Here is a 26,418-nt window from a genome sequence, read left to right as displayed (position 1 = left end):
CGTCAGGAGAGGCGGTCCGTATCGATGTCGACGCCGGGCGGCGTCACGACGAGGAAGCCCCGAAACCGCATCAGCGTGCCGCCGGTGTCACGCACCTCGCGGGCGAACCCGGCCGCCAGCCGGTTCAGGTCGCCCTCGACGTTCAACACGAGTATCTCGCCGGCCTCGACGGCGGCGATCCACTCCTCGGGATCGGTCCCCCCGTCGAGAACGCCGAGAACGACCTCGGAGCCGCCGTCGTCGTCGCTTCCCTCCTCCAGTCGCTCCTCCGCGTTCCGGAGGTCGAGGTCGAACTCGCTCATAGATGCGTATCAGCGGGGCGAAAAAAAAGCGTTCGGGCGAGGGCTGGCGGACCGAGCACCGTCTCGCCGCTGTAGCCGCGGTGACTCTCTGAGACTCAGTCGGTCGTCTCGGCGAGTGGAGGCGCTATGGAAGCGGGCTCGGGTTGCGGTTCCGGTTTCGGCTCCTCGATCGGTTCGTCGCTGGCCCCTTCGTCGAGGTACTCCTTCGGCCAGGCCGCGTCGAGGTTCAGGATCGCCTGGGTGACCCGATCCCGAACGTCGGTCGGAATCCCCTCGAAGGCGACCGGCGACTCCTCGACGACCACTCTCATCGGGCCGTGTCTGTCCGGCATCAGACCGCCTCGCCCGAAATCGTCACGGCCTCGTCGAAGTCGGCGTCGGTGCCCACTTCTCCGGGGTAAGCAGCCACGACGAGGCTGTACGTCTCCGCACCGCCCGTCGAGAGTGTCGTGGACGGGAACTCCGTTTGCGGGACGAACAGGACGAGGAGCACATCGCCCGACTCCGTCTCGACGAGCGTCGCCGGCGTGATCGACACGTCGACCTCCTGTGTCCCCTGATTACCGACCTCGATGAGTTCCTCGAACACGGTGACTGCGTCGGCGTTGACCCCCGCACCACCTGCCTCGGTCGCGTTGGCCTCGGTAAGATCGATGCCCAGTTTGCCGTTACTCGTCTCGGTGTATGGCGCGTTGGGGCCGATCGTGTTCAACAAGAGGTAGGCGTTCGCGTCACTCGCCACCTGCACCGCAACGTCCCTGTCGGCCTCGACGCTCGTGAACGCGCCCGTACTGGTGACGACGGCCCCGCCACCGCCGAGAACCCCGATCCCCGCCAATAGTTGTCTCCGGTTCATGAGTGATATCCCCGTGCCGAATTACGGTCACGAGGCACCAGTTCGGTCAATCCACACACATATTGTTGTACGGCAATTGAAACCGTTCTAAGAGTGATTTATTCCGGCGGCGCGGCCAATCCGACCGCTCGTGCCGGCGGGCCTGAGACGTTAGTCGGGGTCGAACACCCCCTCCCGAAGTCCTTGCCGAACCGGGTCGTGTTCGGCCTCTGTCGGCGGCGGCGCGGTCACCAGTAGCGCCTCCAGTCTGGTGTCGTCGTCGGCCTTGATCCCGCGGGCGGTCCCCGCGGCGACGACGACGACGACGTCGCCGGCGTCGACCTCGTGGTCGACCTCGCCCTCGCGGACGAGTCCGCTCCCCGACCGAACCGACACGACCACGTCGCTGTCCGGCGCGTGGACCGGAATGAACTGTCCGGGCTCGAAGAACCCACAGACGACTTTCGCCCGGTCGCTCCGGAACACGCCGTGTGCGGCGAAGCTCTCGTCGTCGTACTCGCGTTGGGCGTCGAAGTCTATCGTTGGCATCGGTCACCCTGGACGCCCCGGCGACCAAGGGGTTGTCCCGAACGTGTGCGCCGCGTCGGTCGACTCCGCCGGCGATCCGAGGGCGAGTCGCCGGACCGCCCCCGACACCGACAAGGACAGTTTTATATAGTGGGCGAAGCGTCTCATGTAGTACAATGTCTAACGACATGGAGGATTCGTCGGATACCCCGGCGGATCGAGTTCTTCCAGGGCACGTTGGCCCGCACCGGTGAAATCGACGGTGTACGAATTTTCGACACGACGCTACGAGACGGTGAGCAGTCGCCACGCACGTCGTTCAGTTACGACGAGAAGCGAGACATCGCCGAAGTACTCGACGAGATGGGCACTCACGTCATCGAGGCGGGGTTCCCGGTCAACTCGGACGCGGAGTTCGAGGCGGTTCGGGACATCTCGAACGCCACCGACACGACGGTGTGTGGATTGGCCCGTGTCGTCGACAAGGACGTCGAAGCGGCGCTCGACTCGGGTGTGGGGTTGGTACACGTCTTCGTGAGCACGAGCGACGTGCAACTCCAAGACTCCATGCACGCCTCCCGCGAGGAGGCGGTGGACCGCGCGGTCAGCTGTGTCGAGCGAATAAAGGAGGCTGGCGCGGAGTGTATGTTCTCGCCCATGGACGCCACCCGCACCGACGACGACTTTCTCGTCGAGATGGTGGAGGCCGTCAGCGAGGCGGGAACCGACTGGATCAACATCCCCGACACCTGCGGCGTGGCGACGCCCACGCGGTTTATGAACCTCGTCGGGATGGTCCGTGAGAACACCGACGCGCGGGTCGATGTCCACGCCCACGACGACTTCGGGCTGGCGGCAGCCAACGCGATAGCCGGGTTCGAGGCCGGCGCGGCACAAGCACAGGTGTCGGTCAACGGCATCGGCGAACGGGCTGGCAACGCCGCCTTCGAGGAGGTCGTGATGGCCTCCGAGGCGCTGTACGACGTCGACACCGGCATCGACACCACCCGGATCACGGAACTGTCCCGGATGGTCGAGGACTACAGCGACATCCCCAACCCACCGAACAAGCCAGTCGTGGGACGGAACGCGTTCTCACACGAGAGCGGCATCCACGCCGCGGGCGTGATCGAGAACTCGGACACGTTCGAACCGGGAGTGATGACACCACAGATGGTGGGTGCGACCCGCGAGTTCGTCCTAGGCAAGCATACAGGGACCCACTCGGTTCGAAAGCGACTCGGCGAAATCGGGTACGATCCGACGGACGCCGAGGTGCGGGCCGTGACGCGGTTGGTCAAGGATTACGGTGCGGACAAACAACGCGTCACCATGGCCGACCTCCGACGTTTCGCCCGCGAGGAGAACGTCACCCGGGAGGAGGAGGTCCGCGCCTGATGGAGTCGTCCCCGCTCGCTCTGCCCGTGGAGCGGCGGGTGGCTCCTCTCGTGGACCGCGACGGAAACAGTTATGTCCTCGGAGAAGCACGCATCGAACACGATGCGAGGGCCAGATTCAGCCCGCAGCCCGGCCACAAGCCACGATCCGCCGGCCCGGAGCCGCGGCGCCGACGGACGGATCGGCCCTATTGTAGGGGCTGTATAGCCCCTCACATCACCATCACGTTCTCCGGCCCGACCGTACGACATACAGGGAGCCAGACAGTTACACAGCAATGACTAACCCATACCGACAGCCACCGAGACATCGTTACCGGAGTACAGCATGAGCGAACGAACGACCCAGCCGCCCGAGACGGAGGCCGAAGACACCGAGGACGGCACCGAACCGACGCCGACGACGGTGTCGTCCGGCGCGACATCGGTCGTCCGCGCCTTGGAGAACACCGGTATCGAGGTGATGTTCGGCGTCCAAGGCGGCGCGATAATGCCGGTGTACGACGCCCTGTGGGACTCCAATATCAGCCACATCATGATGGCTCACGAACAGGGGGCGGCCCACGCCGCCGACGCCTACAACGTGGTGTCTGGAGAACCGGGCGTCTGCCTGGCCACCTCGGGTCCCGGCGCGACCAACCTCGTGACGGGCATCGCCGACGCCAACATGGACTCCGACGCCGTCGTGGCGCTGACCGGGCAGGTTCCCCAGAGCATGGTCGGAAGCGATGCCTTCCAGGAGACGGACACGACGGGCATCACCGCGCCCATCACGAAGAACAACTACTTCGCGAGCGACGCCGACACCGCCGGCGACACCGTCGGGGAGGCGGTTGCGCTCGCGGGGAGCGGCCGGCCGGGACCGACCCTCGTCGACCTCCCGAAGGATGTGACCGGCGCCGAGACGGACCGCGAACCGGGCATGGCACAGACGCCGGAGGCGTACACGCCACAGAACGAGGCCGACCCAGCAAGCGTCGAGGAGGCCGCCCACACCATCCAGTCCGCTGACAAGCCGTTGTTGTTGTTCGGCGGCGGCATCGTGAAGGCGAACGCGGCCGAGACGGCCCGCGAGTTCGCCACCTCATACGGTATTCCGGTCGTGACGACGATGCCCGGCATCGGCACCATGCCCGAGGACCACGACCTTTGCCTGTCGTGGGCGGGGATGCACGGCACCGGCTACGCCAACATGGCGATCAGCCACGCGGACCTGTTGATCGGCGTCGGCACGCGGTTCGACGACCGCCTCACGGGCGGCATCGAGACGTTCGCCCCCGAAGCGGAGGTGATCCACATCGATATCGATCCCGCCGAGATCAACAAGAACATCCACGCTGACTACCCGCTGATCGGCGACGCGGGGCGCGTTCTCGAACAGTTGGACGGATCGATGACGACCGCGCCCGACGCCGACGAGTGGCGCGAGCAGTGTCTGACCTGGCAGGAGGAGTATCCGATGGACTACGCCGCCCCGGAGGACGAACCGCTCAAACCGCAGTTCGTCGTCGAGGCACTCGACGAGGCCACGAGCGACGGGGCCATCGTCACGTCGGGCGTTGGCCAACACCAGATGTGGGCGTCGCAGTACTGGACGTTCCGCGAGCCACGGAAGTGGGTCTCCTCGCACGGCCTCGGGACGATGGGCTATGGCCTCCCCGCGGCCATCGGGGCGAAGATGGCGGCCGACGACGGCGAGGAGGTCGTCTGTATCGACGGCGACGGCTCCTTCCTGATGACGGTTCAGGAACTCTCCGTGGCCGTCCGTGAGGACCTCGACATCACCGTCGCCATCCTCAACAACGAGTACATCGGGATGGTCCGCCAGTGGCAGGACGCCTTTTTCGAGGGTCGGCATATGGCCGCCGGCTACAGTTGGATCCCCGAGTTCGATAAACTCGCCGAGGCGTTCGGCGCACGCGGGTGGCGCGTCGACGATTACGACGAGGTGGCAGACGCCGTCGAGGAGGCACTCGCCTACGACGGGCCGTCGGTCGTCGACTTCCACATCGATCCCGCGGAGAACGTCTACCCGATGGTGCCGAGCGGCGGGGCAAACGACAAGTTCGCGCTCTCGGAGGACCAGCTATGAGCAGCGGCCTCGACGGCCCCGAACCGGAGGACCGTCCGGCCCCCGAGGGACGGCGCAACTCCCAAGGGATCCGGATCGATCCGGAGGTGGAGGCAGAACCGGAGGCAAGACGGGCCGTTCTGTCGGCGCTCGTGAAACACGAACCGGGCGTGTTGGCGAACATCTCCGGGCTTTTTCGACGACGCCAGTTCAACATCGAGAGCCTCACCGTCGGGCCGACCACCGATCCCGATCGGGCACGGATGACGCTCGAAATCGAGGAGCCCGAGCCGGGCATCGAGCAGGCCAAAAAACAGCTCCAGAAGCTCGTTCCCGTGGTCGCCGTCACGGAACTCGAACCGACGGCGATCCAGCGTGAACTCGCCTTGATCAAGGTTGACGGCTCCAAACCCGATCAGGTCGGTGCGGTCGCGGAGATGTACGAGGGCAAGACCGTCGACGTCTCTCAGGAGTCGGTGACGGTCGAGATCACGGGGAGCGAACAGAAGATCGATGCCGCGATCGAGACGTTCGGTCGGTTCGGTATCCACGAAATCGTCCGGACCGGGACGGCGGCGCTCGAACGCGGCACGCGGAAGACTACGTAATCATGACAGACGAATTCACCACACCGGTATACTACGATGACGACGCAAACAGCGACGAAATCAGCGGCAAGACCGTAGCCGTTCTCGGCTACGGCAGTCAGGGTCACGCCCACGCACAGAACCTCAACGACAGCGGAATCGACGTGATCGTCGGGCTACGGCGGGACTCGGACTCCTGGTCGCAAGCCGAGAACGACGGCCTGCGTGTGGCCACACCTGACGACGCGGCCGCGGAGGCCGACATCGTCTCGATGTTGGTCCCCGATACGGTCCAGCCAGCCGTGTTCGAGGCCATCAGCGACGGGGTGGAGGAGGGCAACACCCTCCAGTTCGCCCACGGGTTCAACGTCCACTACAACCAGATCCAGCCCCCGGAGGGCGTCGACGTAACGATGATCGCCCCGAAAACGCCGGGGCACCTCCTGCGGCGCAACTACGTCGAGGACACGGGGACGCCGGCGTTGCTCGCGGTGTCCCAGAACACGACGGGGAGCGCGAAACAGGAGGCCCTCGCGTACGCCCAAGCCATCGGCTGTACCCGCGCCGGCGTCGTCGAGACGACGTTCAAAGAGGAGGTCGAGACGGACCTCTTTGGCGAACAGGCCGTCCTCTGTGGCGGCATTACGGAACTCATCAAGAAGGGGTACGAGACGCTCGTTGACGCCGGCTACAGCGAGGAGATGGCGTACTTCGAATGTCTCAACGAGATGAAACTGATCGTCGACCTGATGTACGAGGGCGGGATGGCCGAGATGTGGAACTCGGTCTCCGACACCGCCGAGTACGGCGGTCTCGCGGTCGGTCCCGAAATCGTCGACGAGGGTGTCCGCGAGAATATGGACGAGGCGCTGGAACAGGTCCAGAACGGCGAGTTCGCCCGGGAGTGGATCGCGGAGAATCAGGCCGGCCGCCCGTCCTATACGCAACTCCACCGCGCCGACCGGAACCACGACATCGAGGAGGTCGGCGAGCGGTTGCGGGCGTTGTTCTCGTGGGCCGAAAAAGAGAACGCCGGGGAAGCAGAGGCACCGGCGGATGACTGAGCGGACCGACGTGGCCGGTGGCGCTGGACGCGACGGCGTCTCACGCACGTCCCCGGACCGGGAGGGGACAAGCGACATCTGGGCGCGGGACCGAGACGCCTCGCCCGTACGAGAGTCAACCGATGAGTGAGGGCACGCTGTATGATAAGGTGTGGGACCGTCACAAGGTGGCTGACCTGCCGAACGGGCAGGATCAACTGTTTATCGGTCTTCACCTCATCCACGAGGTAACCAGCCCGCAGCCGTTCTCGGAACTGCGCGAACGGGGCATCGAGGTGCCGTACCCCGAGCGCAACGTCGCGACGGTCGACCACATCGTTCCGACGCGCCCCGAGGGTCGGGAGCGGCCGCTGGCGGATGGCTCCGCAGAGGGGATGCTCACCGCGCTGGAACGAAACACCGCCGAGTCCGACATCCAGTTCTACGGGTTGGACTCCGACAAGCAGGGTATCACCCACGTCGTCGCGCCGGAACTCGGTCTCACGCAACCGGGGATGACCGTCGTGTGTGGCGATTCCCACACCGCCACCCACGGTGCGTTCGGCTCTATCGCCTTCGGCATCGGGACGAGTCAGGTCCGGGACGTGTTGGCCTCGCAGTGTGTCGCCGCCGACAAGGCCGCGGTCCGTCAGATCGAGGTCGACGGGACGCTCGGCCCGGGTGTCCACTCGAAGGATCTCATTCTGAAGATCATCGCCGAACTCGGCGTCGACGGCGGCGTCGGCTACGTCTACGAGTACGGCGGCGAGGCGGTCCGAGATCTTTCGATGGAGGAACGGCTCGCGGTGTGTAACATGTCCATCGAGGGCGGGGCCCGCGCGGGGTACATCAACCCCGACGAGACGACCTACGAGTTCCTCCGGGGCCGCGAGTTCGTCCCCGAGGGCGACGCCTTCGAGGAGCGCAAGGCGTACTGGGAGGCCGTCGCCAGCGACGATGACGCCGACTACGACGATGTCGTTCGGTTGGACGTCGACGGCTTGGAGCCGATGGTCACGTGGGGAACAACCCCCGGGCAGGCAGTCGGTGTCTCCGATCCGGTTCCGGCCCCCGAGAACCTCCCCGAGGGCGAACGCGAGGCCGCCCGGACCGCACAAGCACACACGGGCGTCGAACCCGGCGAGTCGATGGCGGGCTACGACATCGACGTGGCCTTTCTGGGCACCTGTACCAACGGCCGGACGAGCGACTTCCGGGAGGCCGCGGCCGTCTTGGCGGGTCGCGAGGTCCACCCGGACGTGCGCGCGCTAGCGGTCCCGGGTTCGCAAACGGTGAAGTCGACACTCGAAGCCGAAGGGGTCGACGACGTGTTTCGTGCCGCCGGCTTCGACTGGCGTGAGGCAGGCTGTTCGATGTGTCTGGCCATGAACGACGACTCGCTCGAGGGCGACGAGCGGTGTGCATCCTCGTCGAACCGCAACTACGTGGGTCGGCAGGGGAGCAAGGACGGGCGAACCGTGCTGATGAGTCCGGCGATGGTCGCCGCCGCCGCCGTGGAGGGCGAGGTGACAGACGTGCGCGACCTCGCCGAGGTGGACACATGAGCGACGCCACGGACGATGACGGCGTCGAGGAGATGAAGGTCCGTCGTGTCGCCGGGACGGGCGTCCCGATCCGGGGCGACGACATCGACACCGATCAGATCATTCCCGCCCGCTTTCTCAAGACGACGACCTGGGAAGGGATGGACGAGTACGCCTTCTACGACGCCCGCCGCGACGATGACGGCGAACTCAACGACCACCCGTTCAACGAGTACAAGGGCGCGAACGTTCTCGTCGTCAACGACAACTTCGGCTGTGGCTCCTCACGGGAACACGCCCCACGGGCGCTGGCCCGGTGGGGTGTCGAGGCCATCGTCGGCGAGTCCTTCGCAGAGATATTTGCCGACAACTGCAAGTCACTGGGTATCCCAGCCGCGACGGCCGACCCCGAGACGGTCGCGGAGCTACAGGACGTTATCGAGGCGACCCCCGAAGCAGGGATCGAACTCGACGTGGTCGACAAACAGGTCACCTACGGCAACGAAACCGTCGACGTCAGCATCGACGAGGCGATGCACGGCGCACTCGTGCAGGGCATCTGGGACACCGTTGCGTTGCTCCGGTCGAACATGGACGCCATCGACGGGACGGCGACGGACCTGCCGTACGTCGAGTCCCGATGACCGAGACCGTCGCGGTGATCCCGGGGGACGGAATCGGCCACGAGGTCGTTCCTGCAACCCTCAGGGTGCTCGACGCCGTTGTCGACCTCGAGTTCGTCCACGTGGAGGCCGGCGACGCCGTCGCGGAGCGGACCGGCGAGCCACTCCCCGAGGAGACGGTGGAGGCGGTCGTGGACGCGGATGCGACGCTGTTCGGCGCGACGGGCGAAACCTCTGCGGACGTGATTCTCCCGCTCCGGGACGCGGTCGACTCCTTTGTCAACGTACGCCCGGCACGGACGTATCCGGGGGTCGACGCCCTCCGACCGGAGACGGATCTCGTGATCCTACGCGAAAACACCGAGGGTGTCTACGCCGGGATCGAGAACCGTCTTTCCGAGGGCGTATCCACGCTGACACGGCTGGTGACCCGGAGCGCCTCGCGGCGACTCGGGGAGTTCGCCTGCGACTACGTCGACGCGAACGGCCACGACGGGTTCACCGTCGCACACAAAAACAACGTGATGCGGGTCACGGACGGTCTGTTCGTCGACAGCGTCGCCGACGTGGCGGCGGCCCACGGTGTCGATATCGACACCCAGTACATGGACGCGATGGCGACGGAACTCGGGTTGAACCCCGCCGAGTACGACGTGATCGTCTGTCCCAACTTGGCCGGCGACATGCTCTCCGATCTGGCGGCGGGACTGGTCGGGGGACTCGGGTTGCTTCCGAGCGCGAACGTCGGCTCCGAGCGGGGGATCTTCGAACCGGTCCACGGCTGTGCGCCGGACATCGCGGGCGAAGGCGTCGCGAACCCGACGGCGGCGATCCTCTCGGGAGCGATGCTGCTCGAGTTTCTCGATCACGACGGCGCGGCCGCGGACGTACGGGCGGCCGTCGAGTCGACGCTCGCCGCAGGTCCACGGACCCCGGATCTCGGCGGCTCGGCGAACACCGAGGCGTTCGCCGACGCGGTGATCGAACGCCTGCCTGAAACGTAAGACCGCTCCGAGTCGTACGCCACACGTTACGCTCTCCTAAACGAGAAGAGGATCGACGCCTCGATGGCTTGGGCCGGGAAAACGAGGCGTACGGTGAGGGCGTTACAGAACCGATCGATATCCACGGGGTTGAGGAGTCGACACCGTTCTACAACGGCGACGAGGTCTATTCCCCGTACTCGTCGCGAACATCGTCCCACTTGCCGCTGTCCTCGAGATGTTGCTGTAACGCGTCGGCGTATTCGCCGACCAGTCGCTCGGCATCGTTGAGTCGCTCGGCGTCGTCGTCACCGCTCAGGCCCAGAACACCTCTAATGGCGTCGAAGACACCGCCGCTGCCGGCGTGGTCACCGCCACCGGTCGGGCCGCCGGGACCCATCCCACCCTGTACCTTCTCCAGTTCGGGGACCATCTGCGGGAGGTTCTCGGTGTCGGGGACGAGCCGTGCGCGATCCGGGTCGTCCGGGTGTTCGATCTCGAACTCGACGGCAGTCATGATCAGTCCCCACTCCTGATTGTTGAACGCGGAAGCGCGGACCCGATCGCTGAACTCCCGGTCGACGGCCATCCGGTCGCTGACGATCCTGTCGGTCCAGTCCGACATGAGAACGTATACGGAAAGGCAACGTATCAGCGTTTCCCACACCGACGCCGGCGCGTACGCCCTGTCGATCCTCGTCGTAAGTTATGGGTATGCCGGGCGTACGCCACGCCCAGTATCGACCGAACTGGATCGGTCGGCTGTCGGCGGCGACCATGCGCGGCCTGCGGAGCGAATCGAGGGACCGCGTCGGGATCGGCCCTGCCGAGGAGGGGGAAAGGATATGTATCCCGACTCCCGGCAGAAAGACTACGTAGATGTTCAACTCACCGTCCCGCGCCGTTGCGTTCGTACTCTACCAGTTGACCCTCGTTCTCGGCATCGCACTGATGCCGGTTGCGATGTTGACCCGCCGTTTCGGCATCACGCTCCCGTTGGGCAAGGCCGTGACGGCGGCCGGTCATGCCTACGAGAACGCCGCGTGACGGTCGGGAAGGGTTGCATTTATCACCGCCCCTCTATAAGGGCGAGTGATGCGTACCCCCACGAATCAGGACTTTTCGCGGACGCAGGACCACCTCAACGGCAACGAACAGCCGGTGTTCGGGCCGGAGATCGGTGAGTTCACCGACACCGACGAACACCTCACCGGTGCGGAGGGCGAGGAGATGAAAACCGGAACCACGACCGTCGGCCTCGCGACCGAGGAGGGCGTCGTGATGGCGACGGATATGCGCGCCAGTGCCGGGCGGATGGTTTCAAGCAAGGACGTCCAGAAGGTCGAAGAGATCCACCCGACCGCCGCCCTCACCATCGCCGGGTCGGTGTCGGCCGCACAGTCGCTCATCCGCGCGCTCAAGTCCGAAACCAGCCTCTACGAGACCCGTCGTGGCAAGGATATGAGCATGGAAGCGTTGTCGACGCTCACGAGCAACTTTCTGCGCTCCGGCGGGTTTTTCATCGTTTCACCCCTGCTCGGCGGTGTCGACGAGGAGGGCGCGCACCTCTACAGCCTCGACCCCCTCGGTGGCATGATGGAAGAGGAGTACGCCGTCTCCGGGTCCGGGAGTCAGTACGCGCTCGGTGTTCTCGAACAGGAGTACGAGTCGGCGCTTTCCATCGAGGAGGCCCGCTCGGTTGCCGCCCACGCCGTCCAGAGCGCCGTCGAGCGTGACCTGGCCTCCGGCAACGGGATCAACGTGGCCATCGTCACCGACGAGGGCGTCGAGATCACGAACCACAAGGACTTCGAGGACCTCCTGTAACCCCGCGGTTCAGTTTCCCGACCAGTCGGTGAACGCACCGTCAAGCAGCGTGTCGGTCTGTTCGTCGACGTACGCCCGTTGCATCGCCGGAATCGCCGCCGACAGCGGGTCGCCGTCCCTGACGCGAGCGCGGACGTATGATCGTTTCCAGTCGGCCGGCGTGGTCCCCGACGCGACGCGTGCACGGAGCGGCGCGACGTATTGTTCCGCCGTCTCCATCGTACACCCGGCACTCCGGAGTCCCTCAACGGCGTAGGAGAGCAGATCGTCGTAGAGCCGTTCGGTGTTTGTCGTCTCCTGACCGTCGTTGGTGATCCAGCGTTGTTCGGCCCCGAGTCCACGGCGGGCCGCGGCGTAGAAGTTCTTTCTCGCAATCGACCAGTCCTGTCCGATGACCGGGTGTTCGTGTCGTGGGAGGCTCTCCATCAGCCCGGCAAACGTCGCCATAAACGCCACCGAGTCGCGGACGGTCGGTTGTGCGGCGATGGGGCGGAACTCGATTCGGGCGTTCGCCGAGGAACGGGTGGCCCCGCCAAACACCGGACGCACCCACCGCCAGAAGGTGCCGTGCTTGCGCCGGAGCGTGGCAAACCTGTCGTCGAAGCGGTCGCCACGGTCGACCGGCATCGGCACGACCGTCGGGTCGTTGGCGACGCGGTCAACCGCCTCCTCGACGGTGTCGAGGTCGTCGGGGAACCGCACCTTCGCCGACTCGTCGGCGTTGAGCACCGATTCGAAGACGAAGATTCGGTTCTCTGCCCACGCGTCGTCGACAACGGCCGTCGGATCGGCACCCTCGTCGTAGAGGTCCGGGGGAAAGAACGGCGAGTTGACCGCGAGCGCGAGCAACGGCCCGGCGATCCGCAGCGCGTAGTTGTGGTAGGTGGGGAGGTCGGAGGCGTGTGGCACCTGATAGTGGGGTTGGATCGAGGTGATGAGGCTCTCGGGCATCACGGTGTCGGCTTCGAGACCGACGTGTGGCGCGTCAAGGCTGAACGGTCTCGGGGCGTTCGACCCGTTGGCCATGGCGTGGTACCGCACGGCGTCGGTCATGTTCGTGGCGATCCGCATCCCCTCGTCGGAGATGCTGTCGGTGAGGTAGCCATGCGCCGTCTCGCCCGACGGTGGGATCGTCCAGAGCCCGTCGCTGACGAGACGCATCCCCTCGATACGGGTCGTCTGGAGCGCCGATTCGAGGTGAGAGCGGACGCCCGCGGCCTGTGCCCGGAGTCCCTCTGCGTTCAGCGGCTGTGGACTGGTGGTCAGCTCGGCGTTGTGGAGTCCGAGTTCCTTTTCGAACCGGATGAGTTCGAGAAGCCGGCGGGGGACACGGACGAGTTCCGCGCCGCTGTCGTCGCCGGTTTCGCGCCGCCACCGGCCGTCGGCGACCGCGTAGAACTCGTACTCCAGTCCGATGATCGATCTGTAGTTGTCGAACGTGCCGTCCCTGAGTTCGGATTTGACCACCTCGGCGTCGGCCCGTGCCTGCGCGTCGAACTCGGAGACGCTCACGCCGAGTGCGTCCCGGACACGCGACGCCAGCTCGCCGTTCATACCCACCTCTGTACGATACACCGTCTTGAAACCCGTGTTCCGGGAGTGGGAGATACCCTCACGGCTCACACCCCGTCGGCGGTGCCATCGGGCGTCGGAGCGTCCGGGCCGTCGGGTATCGGGTCGGGCGTGGACACCCTCACCGGCGCTCCGTGGGTTCTCCCCGCGACGGCGACCGACACGCTCAGGAACCGCCGACACGAGCGGTCGGTATGGAGTTTTCGGAGTTCGCAGAGCGCGTTGCGGACGTCGAGCAGGAGACGGCCGACCTCGAGATCACCTCCCTCGTCGCTGCGTTGCTCGTCGACGCCGACGACGAACTCCCCGTTGTCGTTCGATTCCTGCTTGGACGAATCGTCCCCGCGTGGGACCCGACGACGCTGGATGTGGGACCACAGCTCTGTCACGAGGCGCTCGCCCGCGCCGCCGGGCCGAACGTCACCGACGACGACGTGGCCGACCGGTTGGCCGAGGCAGGGGAGATCGGGGCCGTCGCGGAATCGCTCGACCTTGGCGGACAACGCGGCCTCGCCGCCTTCGGCGACGACGGGACCGACTCTCTCACCGTTGCCGAGGTGAACGAGCGTCTTCGGGCGGTGGCCAACGCCGACGGCGCGGGGAGTCGGGACCGCAAGATCGAGGAACTGTTCGGCCTGTTCACCCGGGCCGACCCCGTCGGCGCGCGGTATCTGGCCCGGATCGTCCTCGACGAGATGCGGATCGGGGTCGGCGAAGGGACCGTCCGCGACGCCGTTGCCGAGGCGTTCGACGTACCGGTGGGGACCGTCGAGCGGGCGCTACAGGTGACCAACGACCACGGCGCGGTGGCGGCCCGCGCCCGCAACGAGGGAACCGCCGGGCTCAACGACGTGACACTGACGCTCGGCCGGCCGGTCGGGGCGATGCTGGCCCAGACGGGGACCGCCGCCGCGGCCGTCGAGTCGTGGGGAACGGTCGCCGTCGAAACAAAGTTCGATGGCGCACGGGTACAGGTCCACCACGACCCCGACGGGGAGACGGCGGTGTTCTCGCGGAACATGGAGTCGGTCACCGACGCGCTCCCGGAGGTGGTCGAGTTCGTCGACCGCGAGGTCGACGTGCCCGCGATCATCGACGGGGAGGTGATTGCCGTCGACGACGACGGCGATCCCCGCCCCTTCCAGGCGGTGCTTCGGCGCTTCCGGCGCAAGCACGACATCGAACGGATGCGTGAGGTGGTTGCCGTCGAACTCCGGGCGTTCGACTGCCTGCACACCGATGGGACGGACCTTCTCGACGATCCCTTGCTCGACCGTCGCGACCGACTCACGTCGATTCTCGGGACTGGCGTCTCGCCGCTCACCCTCACCGACGATCCGGAGGAAATCGCGGCCGCCGAGGCCGCCGCTCTCGATGCCGGCCACGAGGGTATCATGCTCAAAAACCCCGGATCGGCGTACACGCCGGGCGATCGGGGGCAAAACTGGCTGAAACGAAAGCCCGACGTCGAGACGCTCGACCTCGTGGTGACGGGGGCCGAATGGGGCGAGGGGCGGCGGGCGAACCACCTCGGGAGTTTCCTGTTGTCTGCCCGGGTCGACGACGGCGGCGACGCGTTCGCCACCATCGGCAAGGTGGCGACGGGGATCACCGACGAGCGACTGGCCGAGTTGACCGAGCGGTTCGACCCGTTGATCAGCAGCGAGGAGGGGTCCGACGTGGAGATCGACCCCGAGGTGGTCCTCGAGGTCGGGTACGAGGAGATCCAGCGGTCGCCGACCTACGAATCGGGCTATGCGCTTCGATTTCCCCGGTTTATCACCGTCCGGGAGGACAAATCCCCACGGGACGCGGATTCGTTGGGTCGGGTGGAGCGGTTGGTCGGGGATGACGACAACGATGGAACCGGCGCGTGACGACCTACGACCGCCGGTATCGAACGGCGAGGCCGACGACGATCAGCGGAAGTAGCGTCGCGAGAACCGTTACGACCAGTCCCCGAAGGCTCCTGATCGCGCCGTCGGCAACGGTGACACCGGCAACGCTCCCGGCGGCCACACCGCCGAGCGCGAGCGACCCGAACCCGACACAGCAGAGCCCACAGACCCCGGCGAACGCGAGAACGCTCCACCGCGAGTCGGGATCGGACACGGTCAGATGACGCCCATCTCGCCGAGCCGCTCGGGGAGGTATTCGTCGGTGACGAAATCGAGACCACGCGACGCGAGCGCCTGCTGCTCGGCCTTTTTGCCGATGTCGAGTTGGAGTTCGATCTGTTCCTGCCAGTAGTCGGTCATGAACCGCGGGTCGTCCAGTTCCGACTCGAGGGCGTTCACGTCGGAGTCCGCGAGCGGATCGGTCGGGAGGTCGTACTCGACGATGTCCTCGGGTTGGATGCCGATGAAGTCGGCCTCGGGGGTGGCGAGATACTCAGAGAGGTGGGCACTCTTGATCGACCCGTAGGCGACGGAGCCGTAGATCCGGTAGGACCACGGGTCGCCGTCGGTGAACACCACGACCGGCGCGTCGAGTTCGTCGTGGAGGCGTTTGGTGATCCGCCGAGTCGCCCGCGCGGGTTGGCCTTTCAGGTGGACGATCAGGGCGTTGTGGTCCGTGTCGAAGCCGTTCTCGACGAGACGGTCTCGCATCCCACCGGTTTCAACACAAAGGATGAACTCGATGTCGTGATCGAGAAAGTCGATGCTGTCCGGGTTGTTCGGAATCTGGTAGCCGCCCTCGCCGACATCCTTCTGGCAATGGATTTCGCGCTCGCCCCGCCGGGTCTGTTCGCGCAACTCCAAGGGCCCCATCAGCGTCGCCCCCGACTCCTCGGGGCGCATATGGAAGTCCTCGCGGGTCACCTCGGAGACGATTTCGAGGTCCTCGATCAACTGGTTGGACTCGTCCTGGTCCGAGAACGCGGCCTCGTCGGAGTCCCACGACTCAGAGAGGTAGTAGAGTTCCCGCAACGTCGAAGAACGGCCCTCCTCCAGTTGGCGGGCGAGAAACTCGATGGTGTAGGTCGCCTTCAGAAGCTTTCGTGCCCCGCGCACCGAGTTGGCCGACCGCGTCGACGTGCGGTCGCCGTACACCCACACGCCGCTTTCCTCGTCATACTCGATGTTGCTTTTGGTCCGAGTCGGGAGGGTCATCTCGGGGACCTTCCCGCGGTCGAACTGGTCGTAAAACTCCGCCGCGAGGTCGATCAACTGTTGTCGTGCGCGGTCGTCCTGTGAGCTCATGTGTCCACCGTGAGTTTCTCGTTCTCAACGCCCTCGACATCGATGTCGAAGGTCGCCTCCTCGCTCACCTCGTAGGTGAGCGTCGCCGTCTCGCCCGCCGACACCGACGGGGACCACTGTACGAACCACTCGTCGTCGAGGTCGACGACGGACGCGCCGTTGTGTACAGCCGTCGGCTCCGCGGTGACGATGTCGGTCACGTCGAGGGTTTCCTTGCGTTCGGAGTGGTTTCGGACGGCGAGTGTCACCGTGCCGTCCTCAACGGTCCGTTCGACGAGCACGTTGTTCATGATCCGCCCCAAGGCCCCGTCGATGTTCGGTCGCTCGTGCCCGGTGACCGCGGCGAGTTTGTCGGCCATCTCGGGGAGGATCCGACCGAGAACGTCCTGCTTGCGGCGGCGCTTCTCCAAGGATTGGCGGCGGTTCAGGTATGATTTCAGTTCGCGGGCCGCCTCGCGGATAGCGAGTTCGACCTCGTCTTCGATCGCCGGAACGTTTGCCACCGCATCCTTCGACTCGCTGGTGAACGGGACGTTCGTCGACGCGACGTGGACCATCACCACGGCCGGGCCGGATGGAAGGCCGCTCCCGCCCGGCTGGTCCAACCCGTAGTTTCGCCAGCCGATCCGCTTGACGACATCGGTGATGGCACACGCCCCACGCTGGTAAACCAGCGGGACCCGGTTGGCAAAGCGCATCACGTCGACCGAGCCATCGCTGTCCATCTCGCCGCCGTAGGCGATGCCGGCCTCGACGATGAAGGGGTCACCGCCGTGGACCTCGGCGTCGCGGGTGGCCGCGGCGTAGAAGTCGGCGTCGAACTCCTTTCGGAGGCCCGCCTCAACGAGGTCGGCGGTGATGGGCGAGAGGCAGTCCGTCGGCGGCGCGAGGATGTCGGTCGCGCGCATCGCCTCAAGCAGTTCGGAGGCGGTGTCGCGGTCGTCGGCGATCACCGACACCTTCGGGAGGTCGTCCGGAACGGTTCGCATAACCGACCAACAGGTCTCGATGACGTTCTCGCGGGCGGTGTCGCCGAACGCGGCGTCGGTCGCCTCCGCGACACGGTCGGCCGAGCGGTCGACGTAGTCGGTGAAGCCGTCGCGGGTCACCCGGTGTCGGTGGCCGTCTGCCTCGGCGAACTTGTCTGCGAGACGCTCGGCGAGTCCCCGTTTTGTCGCGTCGTCTTTCCGGGTGCTGGTCGCGTCGTCGATTCGCTCGTACAGCGAGCGCACGAGTAGATCCGCCCGCGTGAGTTCGGCCCACGCCGCGTCGACGGCGTTCCCTCGGACGGTGTCACCGAACGTCTCGTCAAACTCCGCCTCGGTAGCGTCGGCGAGGTTCCCGACGAGTTCGACGAGATCCGAGTGGGCGAGTCGCTCCCGGTCGCGGACCGTCCCCGCGACGCGGGCGGCGAACCAGTCGGTCGCCTCGGCGCTTTTGTTGGCGACGGCGTCGACCACCTCACCCTCGACGCCCTCGTCGTCGCCGGGTTCGGGCGTTTTCCACGCCATCTCGCGCCCGTGGTGGCGGTCACGGAAGCGGTCACACACCTTCGTGGCCGTCTTGGTGCCGACACGGGTGAACTCGCTTTGCAGGAAGCCGGACACCGAATACGACTCCGTGGCCTCCAACATCTTCAGGAGCGTCCCGAGTTCGACGCCGTGGGGGTGAGGGCGGATCTCCTCGGTTTCGGCGGGCAGTCTGTCGGTGCCGCGTTCGAACTTCAGAGGCTCGTCGAGCCCGGGTTCGCGGAGTTCGACGCGAGCGTGGGGGTTGACCACCGCCGTGTGTTTGATGTAGTCGTGGAGTTGGGTTCGCGCCCGCATGTTCGCTTCCATCTCCAGTTCGATTCGGGTGCCGTGGGGGCGGTCCCACGATGTCGGCTGCTCGCTTCTGATCTCCGGTTCGTTGGTGTCCGTGTCGACGACGAGTTCGAAGTACTGGGCGTCGGCGCTCCCCCGTGTCCGGCTGGTGGTCTTCGCCGGTTTACCCGAGGTGAGTTGCGAGTAGAGCACGGCCGCGGAGATGCCGATTCCTTGTTGCCCTCGACTCTGCTCCCGGGCGTGAAACCGGGATCCGTACAACAGTTTCCCGAACACACGAGGGATCTGTTCTTTCGTGATGCCCGGACCGTTGTCCTCGACGACGAGTCGGTAGTAGTCCCCGGCCTCGGCGATTTCGACGTAGATGTCGGGCGCGATGCCCGCCTCCTCCGTGGCGTCGAGGGCGTTGTCCACCGCTTCCTTGACCGCGGTCACCAGCCCACGAGCCCCGGAGTCGAACCCAAGCATGTGTTTGTTTTTCTCGAAGAACTCGGCGATGGAGATGGCCCGCTGGTTCTCGGCCAGCTCCTCGGCGATACCCCCGTCGTCGCCGAGCGTCGACTGGAACGATGTCATCCGTGGAGGCATACCGGGACGACGTTTAAAAGGTCACCGCCAGCGTGGTGAAAGTGACAGCGGGTCGTTCGCGCGCGGGTCCGGTGAGGCCGCGTCCCGAACGGATTCGTCTCGTTTCGAGTCGTCGCCGGCGGGAATCACGAAGTCCGGTTACCGTACTGCGAGAGGATCTTCCGGTTTCGATAACGTCTCTTCGCGTCGCGCGCACGCGTGCGAGAGTTTAAGAGGTGTGGCCGCATAGATGAGATAGATTATATGGCTGATGAGCAAGAGTACGGAGCCGGGCAGATACAGGTACTGGAGGGACTCCAGGCGGTCCGGAAGCGTCCGGCGATGTACATCGGGTCGACCGACGACCGCGGTCTTCACCATCTCGTTTATGAGGTCGTCGACAACGCTATCGACGAGGCGCTCGCGGGCTACTGCGACGGCATCGAGGTGACCGTCCACGACGACAACTCGGTGAGCGTCCACGACAACGGGCGCGGCATTCCGGTTGACACACACGAGGAGTACGGCCGGCCGGCGGTGGAGGTCATCATGACCGTTCTCCACGCCGGCGGGAAGTTCGACAACAAGTCCTACCAGGTGTCGGGCGGCCTCCATGGCGTCGGCGTCAGCGTCGTCAACGCCCTCTCCTCCGAACTGACGGTGACGATCAAGCGCGATGGCGGGGTCTGGCGACACCGCTTCGAGGCGGGCGAACCCGTCGCCGACGCCTTCGAACGGGTGCGGGACCTCGGTCCCGACGAGGAGACGGGAACAACCGTTCGGTTCTGGCCGGACACCGATATCTTCGAACACACCGACTTCGACTTCGACACGTTGTCGACGCGGCTCCGCGAACTCGCATTTCTCAACTCCGGCGTCGAGATCGGCCTCGACGACGAGCGCGGCGGTGGGTCGGTTGCCTTCCGTTATGAGGGTGGCATTCGTGAGTTTGTCGGGTATCTCAACGAAACCAAGACCGCCCTCCACGACGACGTGATCTACTTCGACGACACCGACCAGGACATCACGGTCGAGGTGGCGATGCAGGCCACCGACGAACTGCAGGGGTCGATTCACGCCTTCGCAAACAACATCAACACCCGCGAGGGCGGCACGCACCTCACCGGATTCAAGACGGCACTCACCAGGGTGGTCAACGACTACGCGACCGACGAGGGTCTGCTCGGCGATTTGGACGGCACCCTCAAAGGGGAAGACGTCCGCGAGGGCCTGACCGCCGTTATCTCGGTGAAACACCCTGACCCCCAGTTCGAGGGCCAGACGAAGACCAAACTCGGCAACAGCGAGGTCCGGGGCATCGTCGAGAGCGCGGTTCACCGGCATCTGGGTACCGTTTTCGAGGAGAACCCAAGCACCGCACGCGCCGTCGTCGGGAAGGCGGTCGAGGCGGCGAAGGCCCGACAGGCCGCAAAAAAGGCCGAGGAGCTCACCCGCCGCAAAAGCGCCTTGGAGTCGACGGCGCTGCCCGGCAAACTCGCAGACTGCCAGTCGAAGGACCCGACGCGGTCCGAACTGTTCGTCGTCGAGGGCGACAGCGCGGGCGGAAGCGCAAAGCAGGGCCGGGATCGAAAGTTCCAGGCCATTCTCCCGCTCAAAGGGAAGATCCTCAACGTCGAAAAACACCGCCTCGACCGCATTCTCGAAAACGACGAGATTCGCGCGCTCATCACGGCCGTCGGAACGGGCATCGGCGAGGAGTTCGACATCGACGACGCCCGCTACCACCGCATCATCCTGATGACCGACGCCGACGTCGACGGGGCGCACATCCGCACGCTCCTGCTCACCCTCCTGTATCGGCATATGAAGCCGTTGTTGGAGCGTGGCTACGTCTACGCCGCACAACCGCCGCTCTACCGCGTCCGCTACCGTGGCGAGACGTACGACGCGATGAGCGAGGCCGAACGCGACCGCATCGTTGCAGAGACGTGTAACGGCACCCCCGATCAGGTCCAGCGGTTCAAGGGACTGGGCGAGATGAACCCCGACCAACTTTGGGAGACGACAATGAACCCCGAAAACCGGATTCTGAAACGGATCACCGTCGAAGACGCCGCGGCCGCCGACCGAATGTTCTCGATTCTGATGGGTGACGCGGTCGAACCGCGAAAACAGTTCATCAAAGAGCACGCCGGCGACGCCGAGTGGGTGGATATATGAGCTCGGATACCCCCGACTACGAGAAGAACGTCCCGGCCGCAAGCGTCGAGACGGCCCGCATCGAACAGGAGATGGAGCAGTCATACATCGACTACGCGATGTCGGTCATCGCGGGGCGGGCCCTCCCCGACGCGCGCGACGGTCTCAAGCCCGTCCACCGGCGCATCCTCTATGCCATGCACGAGTCCGGTGTCACCGCCCGTGCCTCACATCGGAAATCCTCCTCGGTCGTCGGTGAGACGATGGGCGACTTCCACCCGCACGGCGATTCCGCCATCTACGACGCGCTGGCGCGGATGGCACAGGGCTTCTCGATGCGTGCGCCGTTGGTCGACGGGCAAGGAAACTTCGGCTCCGTCGACGGCGACCCGCCAGCGGCCATGCGCTACACCGAGGCACGGATGTCACCCATCGCCGAGGAACTGCTCGCCGACATCGAGAAGGACACGGTCGATTTCTCCCCGAACTACGACGGCCGCAAGCAGGAACCCGACGTGTTGCCCGCGGCCTTCCCGAACCTGTTGGTCAACGGCTCCTCGGGCATCGCGGTCGGGATGTCGACAAACGTTCCGCCACACAACCTCGGAGAGGTGGTCGATGCGGCGATCCACCTCATCAACGATCCCGAGTGTACCGTCGATGATCTGATGGATCACGTCGTCGCCCCCGACTTCCCAACGGGCGCGAACATCGTCGGCCGCAACGACATCTACAAGGCGTACAAGACCGGGCGGGGCAGACTACGCGTCCGTGCCGAGATGGAGACGAGCGAGGAGCGGATCGTCGTCACGGAGCTTCCCTATCAGGCGAACAAGTCCCGTCTCATCGAGCGCATCGCCGACGACGTGAACGAGGGGAAACTCGACGGCGTGCGCGACCTACGCGACGAATCCGACCGCGACGGAATCCGCATCGTGATCGAACTCAAGCGGGGTGCGAACCCGGACGTGGTCAAGAACCAACTGCTCGAATCTCACCTCGAAACCACCTTCGGTGTTATCAATCTCGCCTTAGTCGACGGTCAACCCCGCATCCTGGACCTGAAGGAGACACTGAGGGTCTATCTGGACCACCGCCGTGAGGTCGTGCGCCGGCGCAGCGAGTACGATCTCGCGGAGGCGGAAAACCGCGCACACATCCTCGAAGGGCGGCTCACGGCGCTGGAAAACGCCGATGAGGTGGTCGACATTATCCAAGAGGCCGAGGACCGCGACGACGCAAAGGCGGCCCTGCGTGCGGCCTTCGAGTTCTCCGAGGCGCAGGTCGACCACATCGTCGCGATGCAACTCGGCAGCCTCACCTCGATGGAGACGACGGCCATCAAGGAGGAGTACGAGACGGTGCAGGCGCGGATCGATCGGTTAGAAGAGATTCTGAGCGACGAGTCCGAGCTCCTCGGCGTCATCGAAAGCGAACTCAGGGAGATCAAGGCCGATTACGCCGACGAGCGTCGCACACGGGTCATCGAGGACGACGGCGAGGTGACCGACGAGGACCTCATCCCACAGGAGGACACCCTCGTCGTCGTCAGCGAGGACGACTACATCAAGCGGATGTCGTTGTCGGCGTTCCGCGCCCAGAACCGGGGCGGAAAAGGGATCATCGGCGCCGACCTCAAGAAAAACGACCGGGTCTCGTCGGTGTTTCTCGCGAACACCCACGATTATCTGCTTTGTTTCACCAACCACGGTCAGGTGTACAAACTCAAGACATACCAGGTCCCGGAGATGAGCCGCACTGCCCGGGGCAAGTCGGCGGTGAACCTCCTCAACCTCGACGACAACGAGGAGATCGAGGCGGTCGTCGACTGCGACGACCTGACCGATGGCGACGGCCGGTACCTCACGATGGCGACAAAGAAGGGGCGAGTGAAGCGTACGGCCGTCGAAGAGTTCGGTAACATCCTATCGACGGGGATCCGCGCGATCAGCTTAAAAGACGGCGACGCCCTCGTCGACGTGGAACTGACCGATGGTAGCGACGATCTGATCATCGCCACCGCGGACGGGATGAGTATCCGCTTTGCCGAGTCGGAGGTCCGGTCGATGGGTCGGAGCGCCCGCGGGGTCGGCGGTATCAAACTCGACGGCGACGACCACGTGGTCGGTCTGGCCGCCGCTGATCCCGACACCCACGACTGGGTACTCTCGGTGACCGAACACGGCTACGGCAAGCGGTCGCCAGTCGCCGACTACACCCGACAGTCGCGGTACGGTAAGGGCCTGATCGACATCAAGACGGTCGACCGAAACGGCCCGACGTGTGCAATCGACGCCGTCGGCCCGGGCGACCACCTCGTCGTCATGAGCGAGTCCGGACAGATCCTCCGGACACCCGTCGAGAACGTCTCGACCGTCGGACGCAACACGATGGGCGTTATCGTGATGAACCTCGACGGCGACGACTCTGTGGCCTCGGTGGCAGTGGTCCCCGCCGACCGGGTCGGGAGCGACGACGACGGGGACGACAACAGGTAACGACCCCGGCGCTCAGAGGATCCGCTTGCCGAGCGCACTCGCGGCGAGTTCGGCCGCAACCTCCGCGGTCCGGTTGTGGTCGTCGAGAACCGGATTGACCTCGACGAGTTCGAGCGACAGGAGGTCGACATCGGCCACACGTTCCAGCGCGGCGTGTGCCTCACGGTATGTGACACCCCCTTGGACCGGCGTCCCGACGCCCGGTGCCTCTGTGGGGTCAAGCCAGTCCAGATCGAGGCTGATGTGGACGCCGTCGGTGCCGGACGACGCCACGCTGAGAGCGTCGTCGGCGACGGCCGTGATACCGCGGTCGTCGATTTCGGAGATAGTGAAGACGCTCACGTCGCTCTCCCGGAGAGTTCGACGCTCGCCGGAATCCAGATCACGGACACCGACCAGTGCGACGTTCGTCTCGTCGAGGCCGTCCGCTCGTGCCCACGCCGAGGTTCGGAACTCGCCATGGCCGAGTGCCGCCGCCAGCGACATACCGTGGACGTTGCCACTCGGCGTCGTCTCAGGGGTGTTGAAATCGCCGTGGGCGTCGAACCAGACGACCCCAACGTCGGCAGCTCGGCTCGCCCCGGTGAGCGTGCCGATGGCGAGCGAGTGGTCGCCACCCAAGACGAGTGGCAGTTCGTTTCCGTTGATAGCCTCGGTCACCTCGTCGGCCAGTCGTGTACACACCGATTCGATGGCCTCGAGATATCTCGCGTCGGGGCGGCCGGGGTCGGCCCGCGCCGCTTCTTCGATCCGTGGAGCCGGAAGGTCGCCGATGTCGACTGTGTCGAGGCCGATGGCACCGAGTTCGTCCGCGAGGCCGGCGTACCGGATGGCCGATGGACCCATGTCGACGCCGCGGCGACTCGTACCGTAGTCCGTCGGGACACCGATGATGCGGACCGACTGCACGGTACCATTTCGAACGGGGCGGTAAAAAGGCCGCCGGACGCCGGGGCGCTACCCGCGTTCGACGGAGGAGCACCCGTATCGGCCGTTCTCCAACACAAGTCACGAAATCGGGGGTTGTTCTGCACATCCCCCGAATTTAATACCGCGAGCGTGCAATCTCGAAGCATGTCATCAATCGAATTGACATCGAGTCAGAAGACCATCCTCACGGCTCTCACCAACCTCCACCGTGAAACCGAGGATGCCGTCAAAGGCGAGGACATCGCCGACGAGGTAGACCGGAATCCGGGGACGATCCGCAACCAGATGCAGAGTCTGAAGGCGCTCCAACTCGTCGAGGGGGTTCCCGGTCCGAAAGGCGGGTACAAGCCGACGGCGAACGCCTACGAGGCACTCGACGTGGATCAGATGGACGAACCCGCCGCCGTGCCGCTGCTCCACAACGGCGAGCCGGTCGACACGGCAAATATCGGCGAAATCGACCTCTCGTCGGTCCACCACCCCGACCTGTGTCGGGCCGAGATTCACGTCCAAGGGTCCGTTCGCGAGTTCCACGAGGGCGACGGGATACGTGTCGGTCCGACGCCGCTTTCGAAACTCGTCATCGACGGGACCGTCGATGGAAAGGACGACACCGACAACATCCTCATCCTCCGGATCGACGACATGCAGGCGCCCGCCGAAGAACCGAGCCACTGAACCACACCGAGACGGGAGCGACCGACCGCCGGGCCTCGGTTACATATCCGACCAAGCGTCGACCGCCCGACTGAGAGAGGACACGTCTGCGATCCAGCGCGCCGCCACGATCTTTTTTAACGTCTCCGCGGCGACACCACCGAAGGTGTCGACCGGGGAGATATCGACGCCATGGGCGACGGCCTCGTCACCGACCGAGACGAGGGTTCCCTTGTCGTCGTGGCGCCACGTGCTGAGGCTCTCTCCCCGGGCCGCGTGGACGAGGTTCTCTCCGGCCACCTCGGCGGCCTGCCAGGCGGCCTGTGCCGTCGGCGGCGCGAACTCTCCCGGTCCCTGGTCGACCATCGCCGTGTCGCCGATGGCAAACACCCGGTCGTCGCTCGTCCGGAAGTCGCGGTCGGCGTACACCCGATTACTCCGGTCGTCCTTGTCGACCGTCGCGTCACCGAGTTCGTCCTGTCCTGTGATGCCGCCGGTCCAGAGAAACACGTCGTAGTCGAGTTCGGTGGGTGCCTCGTTCTCGCCGCCGCCGATGTATATCGTCTCGTCGTCGACCTTCGAGACGAACGCACCACACATGATGTCGACATCTGCGGCCTCCAACCGCTTGCGGAGCGCGCCTTGGAGCTCCGGGTCTTGACCCGGAAGTACCTCGTCGAGACCCTCGATGAGTGTCACGTCGATCGGCGCACGGTGTTCGTCGCGGTAGGCCGCAACCTCGCCAGCGGACTGGATGCCCGAGAGGCCGGCCCCGCCGACGACGACCTGTGCGGGGGCCGACCGGGTCGCGTCGGCGGCCGCGGTGGCCACATCAGCGTGGATCTCGCGGGCGTCGTCGAGGGTTTTGAGCGTGTGGGTGTGCTCGCGGAGTCCCTCGATCCCATAAAAGGCGGTTCGGCTCCCCAAGGCGACAAGGAGGTAGTCGTAGTCGACGGGGTCACCGTCCCGACAGTGGACCTGTCGGTTTTCGACGTCGATCCCCGTGACACGGTCCTGCCGGAACGTCGTCTCGGAGGACTTGATTTCCTCGACGGGGATGGCGACCTTGGACGCGACGCTCGTGTCACGGATGACACGGTGGGTTTCGTGGAGGACGAGGTGGTAGTCGTGTTCGGAGATCCAGGTCAACTCGGCGTCACCGTCGTTCGCCTCTTCGAAACTCGAGACGGCACCGGTCCCGGCGTAACCGGCACCCAAAACGACGACCTGAGCGGTCATACATATATTCCGTCGTCAGTAGGGATAGA

General features: G+C 65.4%; 24 protein-coding genes. 13 read left to right on the top strand and 11 right to left on the bottom strand.

Going from position 1 to position 26,418, the window contains the following annotated elements:
• Window positions 1-2 precede the first annotated feature (2 nt).
• From Q0925_RS08145 to Q0925_RS08130, 4 genes are all read right to left on the bottom strand, one after another.
• The gene (locus Q0925_RS08145) at window positions 3-302 is read right to left on the bottom strand and encodes a DUF5779 family protein (protein WP_299333940.1); all 300 of its coding nucleotides are present in this window, start codon (window positions 300-302) and stop codon (window positions 3-5) included.
• A gap of 95 nt (window positions 303-397) precedes the next feature.
• Window positions 398-634 carry a hypothetical protein gene (locus Q0925_RS08140; RefSeq protein WP_299333938.1) on the bottom strand — a complete coding sequence of 79 codons (237 nt, stop codon included), beginning with the start codon at window positions 632-634 and terminating at the stop codon, window positions 398-400.
• Window positions 634-1,140 carry a DUF1102 domain-containing protein gene (locus Q0925_RS08135; RefSeq protein ID WP_299333936.1) on the bottom strand — a complete coding sequence of 169 codons (507 nt, stop codon included), beginning with the start codon at window positions 1,138-1,140 and terminating at the stop codon, window positions 634-636. Before Q0925_RS08135 ends, Q0925_RS08140 begins: the two co-directional genes overlap by 1 nt.
• A gap of 168 nt (window positions 1,141-1,308) precedes the next feature.
• On the bottom strand, window positions 1,309-1,686 hold the full coding sequence (locus Q0925_RS08130; RefSeq protein ID WP_299333934.1) for a cupin: 378 nt from the start codon (window positions 1,684-1,686) through the stop codon (window positions 1,309-1,311).
• Between the two features lie 129 nt (window positions 1,687-1,815).
• Between Q0925_RS08130 and Q0925_RS08125 the strand changes: the two genes are divergently transcribed.
• From Q0925_RS08125 to Q0925_RS08095, 7 genes are all read left to right on the top strand, one after another.
• Window positions 1,816-3,063, top strand: coding sequence for a LeuA family protein (locus Q0925_RS08125; RefSeq protein ID WP_299333932.1), 1,248 nt, complete (start codon window positions 1,816-1,818; stop codon window positions 3,061-3,063).
• Between the two features lie 327 nt (window positions 3,064-3,390).
• Complete coding sequence (gene ilvB, locus Q0925_RS08120; protein ID WP_299333929.1) at window positions 3,391-5,154, top strand: biosynthetic-type acetolactate synthase large subunit; 1,764 nt, start codon at window positions 3,391-3,393, stop codon at window positions 5,152-5,154.
• The gene (gene ilvN, locus Q0925_RS08115; RefSeq protein ID WP_299333926.1) at window positions 5,151-5,741 is read left to right on the top strand and encodes an acetolactate synthase small subunit; all 591 of its coding nucleotides are present in this window, start codon (window positions 5,151-5,153) and stop codon (window positions 5,739-5,741) included. The genes ilvB and ilvN overlap by 4 nt, the downstream gene beginning before the upstream one ends.
• 2 nt (window positions 5,742-5,743) lie before the next feature.
• Window positions 5,744-6,784: a ketol-acid reductoisomerase gene (gene ilvC, locus Q0925_RS08110; RefSeq protein ID WP_299333923.1), complete on the top strand. Its 1,041-nt coding sequence runs from the start codon at window positions 5,744-5,746 to the stop codon at window positions 6,782-6,784.
• 122 nt (window positions 6,785-6,906) lie between these two features.
• Complete coding sequence (gene leuC, locus Q0925_RS08105; RefSeq protein ID WP_299333919.1) at window positions 6,907-8,328, top strand: 3-isopropylmalate dehydratase large subunit; 1,422 nt, start codon at window positions 6,907-6,909, stop codon at window positions 8,326-8,328.
• Window positions 8,325-8,951, top strand: a complete 627-nt coding sequence (locus Q0925_RS08100) for a 3-isopropylmalate dehydratase small subunit (protein WP_299333916.1) — start codon at window positions 8,325-8,327, stop codon at window positions 8,949-8,951. Before leuC ends, Q0925_RS08100 begins: the two co-directional genes overlap by 4 nt.
• Complete coding sequence (locus Q0925_RS08095; RefSeq protein ID WP_299333884.1) at window positions 8,948-9,934, top strand: isocitrate/isopropylmalate dehydrogenase family protein; 987 nt, start codon at window positions 8,948-8,950, stop codon at window positions 9,932-9,934. The genes Q0925_RS08100 and Q0925_RS08095 overlap by 4 nt, the downstream gene beginning before the upstream one ends.
• A gap of 166 nt (window positions 9,935-10,100) precedes the next feature.
• Here Q0925_RS08095 and Q0925_RS08090 read toward each other — a convergent pair whose 3' ends face one another.
• Window positions 10,101-10,538, bottom strand: coding sequence for a DUF5799 family protein (locus Q0925_RS08090; RefSeq protein ID WP_299333879.1), 438 nt, complete (start codon window positions 10,536-10,538; stop codon window positions 10,101-10,103).
• Between the two features lie 254 nt (window positions 10,539-10,792).
• Here Q0925_RS08090 and Q0925_RS08085 point away from each other — a divergent pair, with 254 nt between their 5' ends.
• Complete coding sequence (locus Q0925_RS08085; protein ID WP_299333875.1) at window positions 10,793-10,960, top strand: hypothetical protein; 168 nt, start codon at window positions 10,793-10,795, stop codon at window positions 10,958-10,960.
• A 48-nt stretch (window positions 10,961-11,008) separates the two neighbouring features.
• Window positions 11,009-11,740, top strand: a complete 732-nt coding sequence (gene psmB, locus Q0925_RS08080; RefSeq protein ID WP_299333873.1) for an archaeal proteasome endopeptidase complex subunit beta — start codon at window positions 11,009-11,011, stop codon at window positions 11,738-11,740.
• A 9-nt stretch (window positions 11,741-11,749) separates the two neighbouring features.
• Here the strand turns inward: psmB and Q0925_RS08075 are convergent, their stop codons facing one another.
• Window positions 11,750-13,294: a hypothetical protein gene (locus Q0925_RS08075; protein WP_299333872.1), complete on the bottom strand. Its 1,545-nt coding sequence runs from the start codon at window positions 13,292-13,294 to the stop codon at window positions 11,750-11,752.
• A 212-nt stretch (window positions 13,295-13,506) separates the two neighbouring features.
• On the opposite strand from Q0925_RS08075, the gene ligA reads away from it, so the two are divergent.
• Window positions 13,507-15,189, top strand: a complete 1,683-nt coding sequence (ligA, locus tag Q0925_RS08070) for an ATP-dependent DNA ligase LigA (protein WP_299333871.1) — start codon at window positions 13,507-13,509, stop codon at window positions 15,187-15,189.
• A 4-nt stretch (window positions 15,190-15,193) separates the two neighbouring features.
• Here ligA and Q0925_RS08065 read toward each other — a convergent pair whose 3' ends face one another.
• The 3 genes from Q0925_RS08065 to Q0925_RS08055 are packed head-to-tail and all read right to left on the bottom strand — an operon-like array spanning window position 15,194 to window position 18,914.
• A complete protein-coding gene (locus Q0925_RS08065; protein WP_299333870.1) occupies window positions 15,194-15,424 on the bottom strand; it encodes a hypothetical protein in 231 nt (76 codons plus the stop codon).
• Window positions 15,425-15,426: 2 nt separating this feature from the next.
• Complete coding sequence (locus tag Q0925_RS08060; protein ID WP_299333869.1) at window positions 15,427-16,515, bottom strand: DNA topoisomerase IV subunit A; 1,089 nt, start codon at window positions 16,513-16,515, stop codon at window positions 15,427-15,429.
• Complete coding sequence (locus Q0925_RS08055; protein WP_299333867.1) at window positions 16,512-18,914, bottom strand: DNA topoisomerase VI subunit B; 2,403 nt, start codon at window positions 18,912-18,914, stop codon at window positions 16,512-16,514. Before Q0925_RS08055 ends, Q0925_RS08060 begins: the two co-directional genes overlap by 4 nt.
• 255 nt (window positions 18,915-19,169) lie before the next feature.
• Between Q0925_RS08055 and gyrB the strand changes: the two genes are divergently transcribed.
• Window positions 19,170-21,086, top strand: coding sequence for a DNA topoisomerase (ATP-hydrolyzing) subunit B (gene gyrB / locus Q0925_RS08050; RefSeq protein WP_299333864.1), 1,917 nt, complete (start codon window positions 19,170-19,172; stop codon window positions 21,084-21,086).
• Window positions 21,083-23,563 (top strand): DNA gyrase subunit A, encoded by a 2,481-nt coding sequence (gene gyrA / locus Q0925_RS08045; protein ID WP_299333861.1) that lies wholly within the window; start codon window positions 21,083-21,085, stop codon window positions 23,561-23,563. Before gyrB ends, gyrA begins: the two co-directional genes overlap by 4 nt.
• A gap of 12 nt (window positions 23,564-23,575) precedes the next feature.
• Here gyrA and rocF read toward each other — a convergent pair whose 3' ends face one another.
• Window positions 23,576-24,472: an arginase gene (rocF, locus tag Q0925_RS08040; protein ID WP_299333859.1), complete on the bottom strand. Its 897-nt coding sequence runs from the start codon at window positions 24,470-24,472 to the stop codon at window positions 23,576-23,578.
• Window positions 24,473-24,637: 165 nt separating this feature from the next.
• Between rocF and Q0925_RS08035 the strand changes: the two genes are divergently transcribed.
• Window positions 24,638-25,171, top strand: coding sequence for an Rrf2 family transcriptional regulator (locus Q0925_RS08035; protein ID WP_299333856.1), 534 nt, complete (start codon window positions 24,638-24,640; stop codon window positions 25,169-25,171).
• 39 nt (window positions 25,172-25,210) lie between these two features.
• On the opposite strand, the gene Q0925_RS08030 is transcribed toward Q0925_RS08035, so the two are convergent.
• Window positions 25,211-26,389: an NAD(P)/FAD-dependent oxidoreductase gene (locus Q0925_RS08030; protein ID WP_299333854.1), complete on the bottom strand. Its 1,179-nt coding sequence runs from the start codon at window positions 26,387-26,389 to the stop codon at window positions 25,211-25,213.
• Window positions 26,390-26,418 lie beyond the last annotated feature (29 nt).

The sequence above is a fragment of the Haloplanus sp. genome (genome assembly GCF_028275055.1).
In the GTDB taxonomy this organism is placed as follows: domain Archaea; phylum Halobacteriota; class Halobacteria; order Halobacteriales; family Haloferacaceae; genus Haloplanus.
The sequence above is the reverse complement of the archived record's forward strand: the minus strand, read 5'-3'. Positions and strand labels throughout refer to the sequence as shown.

Coding starts and splice junctions, on each gene's coding strand:
- ilvC (WP_299333923.1), top strand. CDS start 5,744: ATGACAGACGAATTCACCACACCGGTATACTACGATGACGACGCAAAC.
- psmB (WP_299333873.1), top strand. CDS start 11,009: ATGCGTACCCCCACGAATCAGGACTTTTCGCGGACGCAGGACCACCTC.
- Q0925_RS08100 (WP_299333916.1), top strand. CDS start 8,325: ATGAGCGACGCCACGGACGATGACGGCGTCGAGGAGATGAAGGTCCGT.
- Q0925_RS08085 (WP_299333875.1), top strand. CDS start 10,793: ATGTTCAACTCACCGTCCCGCGCCGTTGCGTTCGTACTCTACCAGTTG.
- Q0925_RS08095 (WP_299333884.1), top strand. CDS start 8,948: ATGACCGAGACCGTCGCGGTGATCCCGGGGGACGGAATCGGCCACGAG.
- ilvB (WP_299333929.1), top strand. CDS start 3,391: ATGAGCGAACGAACGACCCAGCCGCCCGAGACGGAGGCCGAAGACACC.
- ilvN (WP_299333926.1), top strand. CDS start 5,151: ATGAGCAGCGGCCTCGACGGCCCCGAACCGGAGGACCGTCCGGCCCCC.
- leuC (WP_299333919.1), top strand. CDS start 6,907: ATGAGTGAGGGCACGCTGTATGATAAGGTGTGGGACCGTCACAAGGTG.
- Q0925_RS08035 (WP_299333856.1), top strand. CDS start 24,638: ATGTCATCAATCGAATTGACATCGAGTCAGAAGACCATCCTCACGGCT.
- Q0925_RS08130 (WP_299333934.1), bottom strand. CDS start 1,686: ATGCCAACGATAGACTTCGACGCCCAACGCGAGTACGACGACGAGAGC.
- Q0925_RS08030 (WP_299333854.1), bottom strand. CDS start 26,389: ATGACCGCTCAGGTCGTCGTTTTGGGTGCCGGTTACGCCGGGACCGGT.
- Q0925_RS08075 (WP_299333872.1), bottom strand. CDS start 13,294: ATGAACGGCGAGCTGGCGTCGCGTGTCCGGGACGCACTCGGCGTGAGC.
- Q0925_RS08140 (WP_299333938.1), bottom strand. CDS start 634: ATGCCGGACAGACACGGCCCGATGAGAGTGGTCGTCGAGGAGTCGCCG.
- Q0925_RS08145 (WP_299333940.1), bottom strand. CDS start 302: ATGAGCGAGTTCGACCTCGACCTCCGGAACGCGGAGGAGCGACTGGAG.
- Q0925_RS08090 (WP_299333879.1), bottom strand. CDS start 10,538: ATGTCGGACTGGACCGACAGGATCGTCAGCGACCGGATGGCCGTCGAC.
- ligA (WP_299333871.1), top strand. CDS start 13,507: ATGGAGTTTTCGGAGTTCGCAGAGCGCGTTGCGGACGTCGAGCAGGAG.
- Q0925_RS08060 (WP_299333869.1), bottom strand. CDS start 16,515: ATGAGCTCACAGGACGACCGCGCACGACAACAGTTGATCGACCTCGCG.
- gyrB (WP_299333864.1), top strand. CDS start 19,170: ATGGCTGATGAGCAAGAGTACGGAGCCGGGCAGATACAGGTACTGGAG.
- gyrA (WP_299333861.1), top strand. CDS start 21,083: ATGAGCTCGGATACCCCCGACTACGAGAAGAACGTCCCGGCCGCAAGC.
- Q0925_RS08055 (WP_299333867.1), bottom strand. CDS start 18,914: ATGACATCGTTCCAGTCGACGCTCGGCGACGACGGGGGTATCGCCGAG.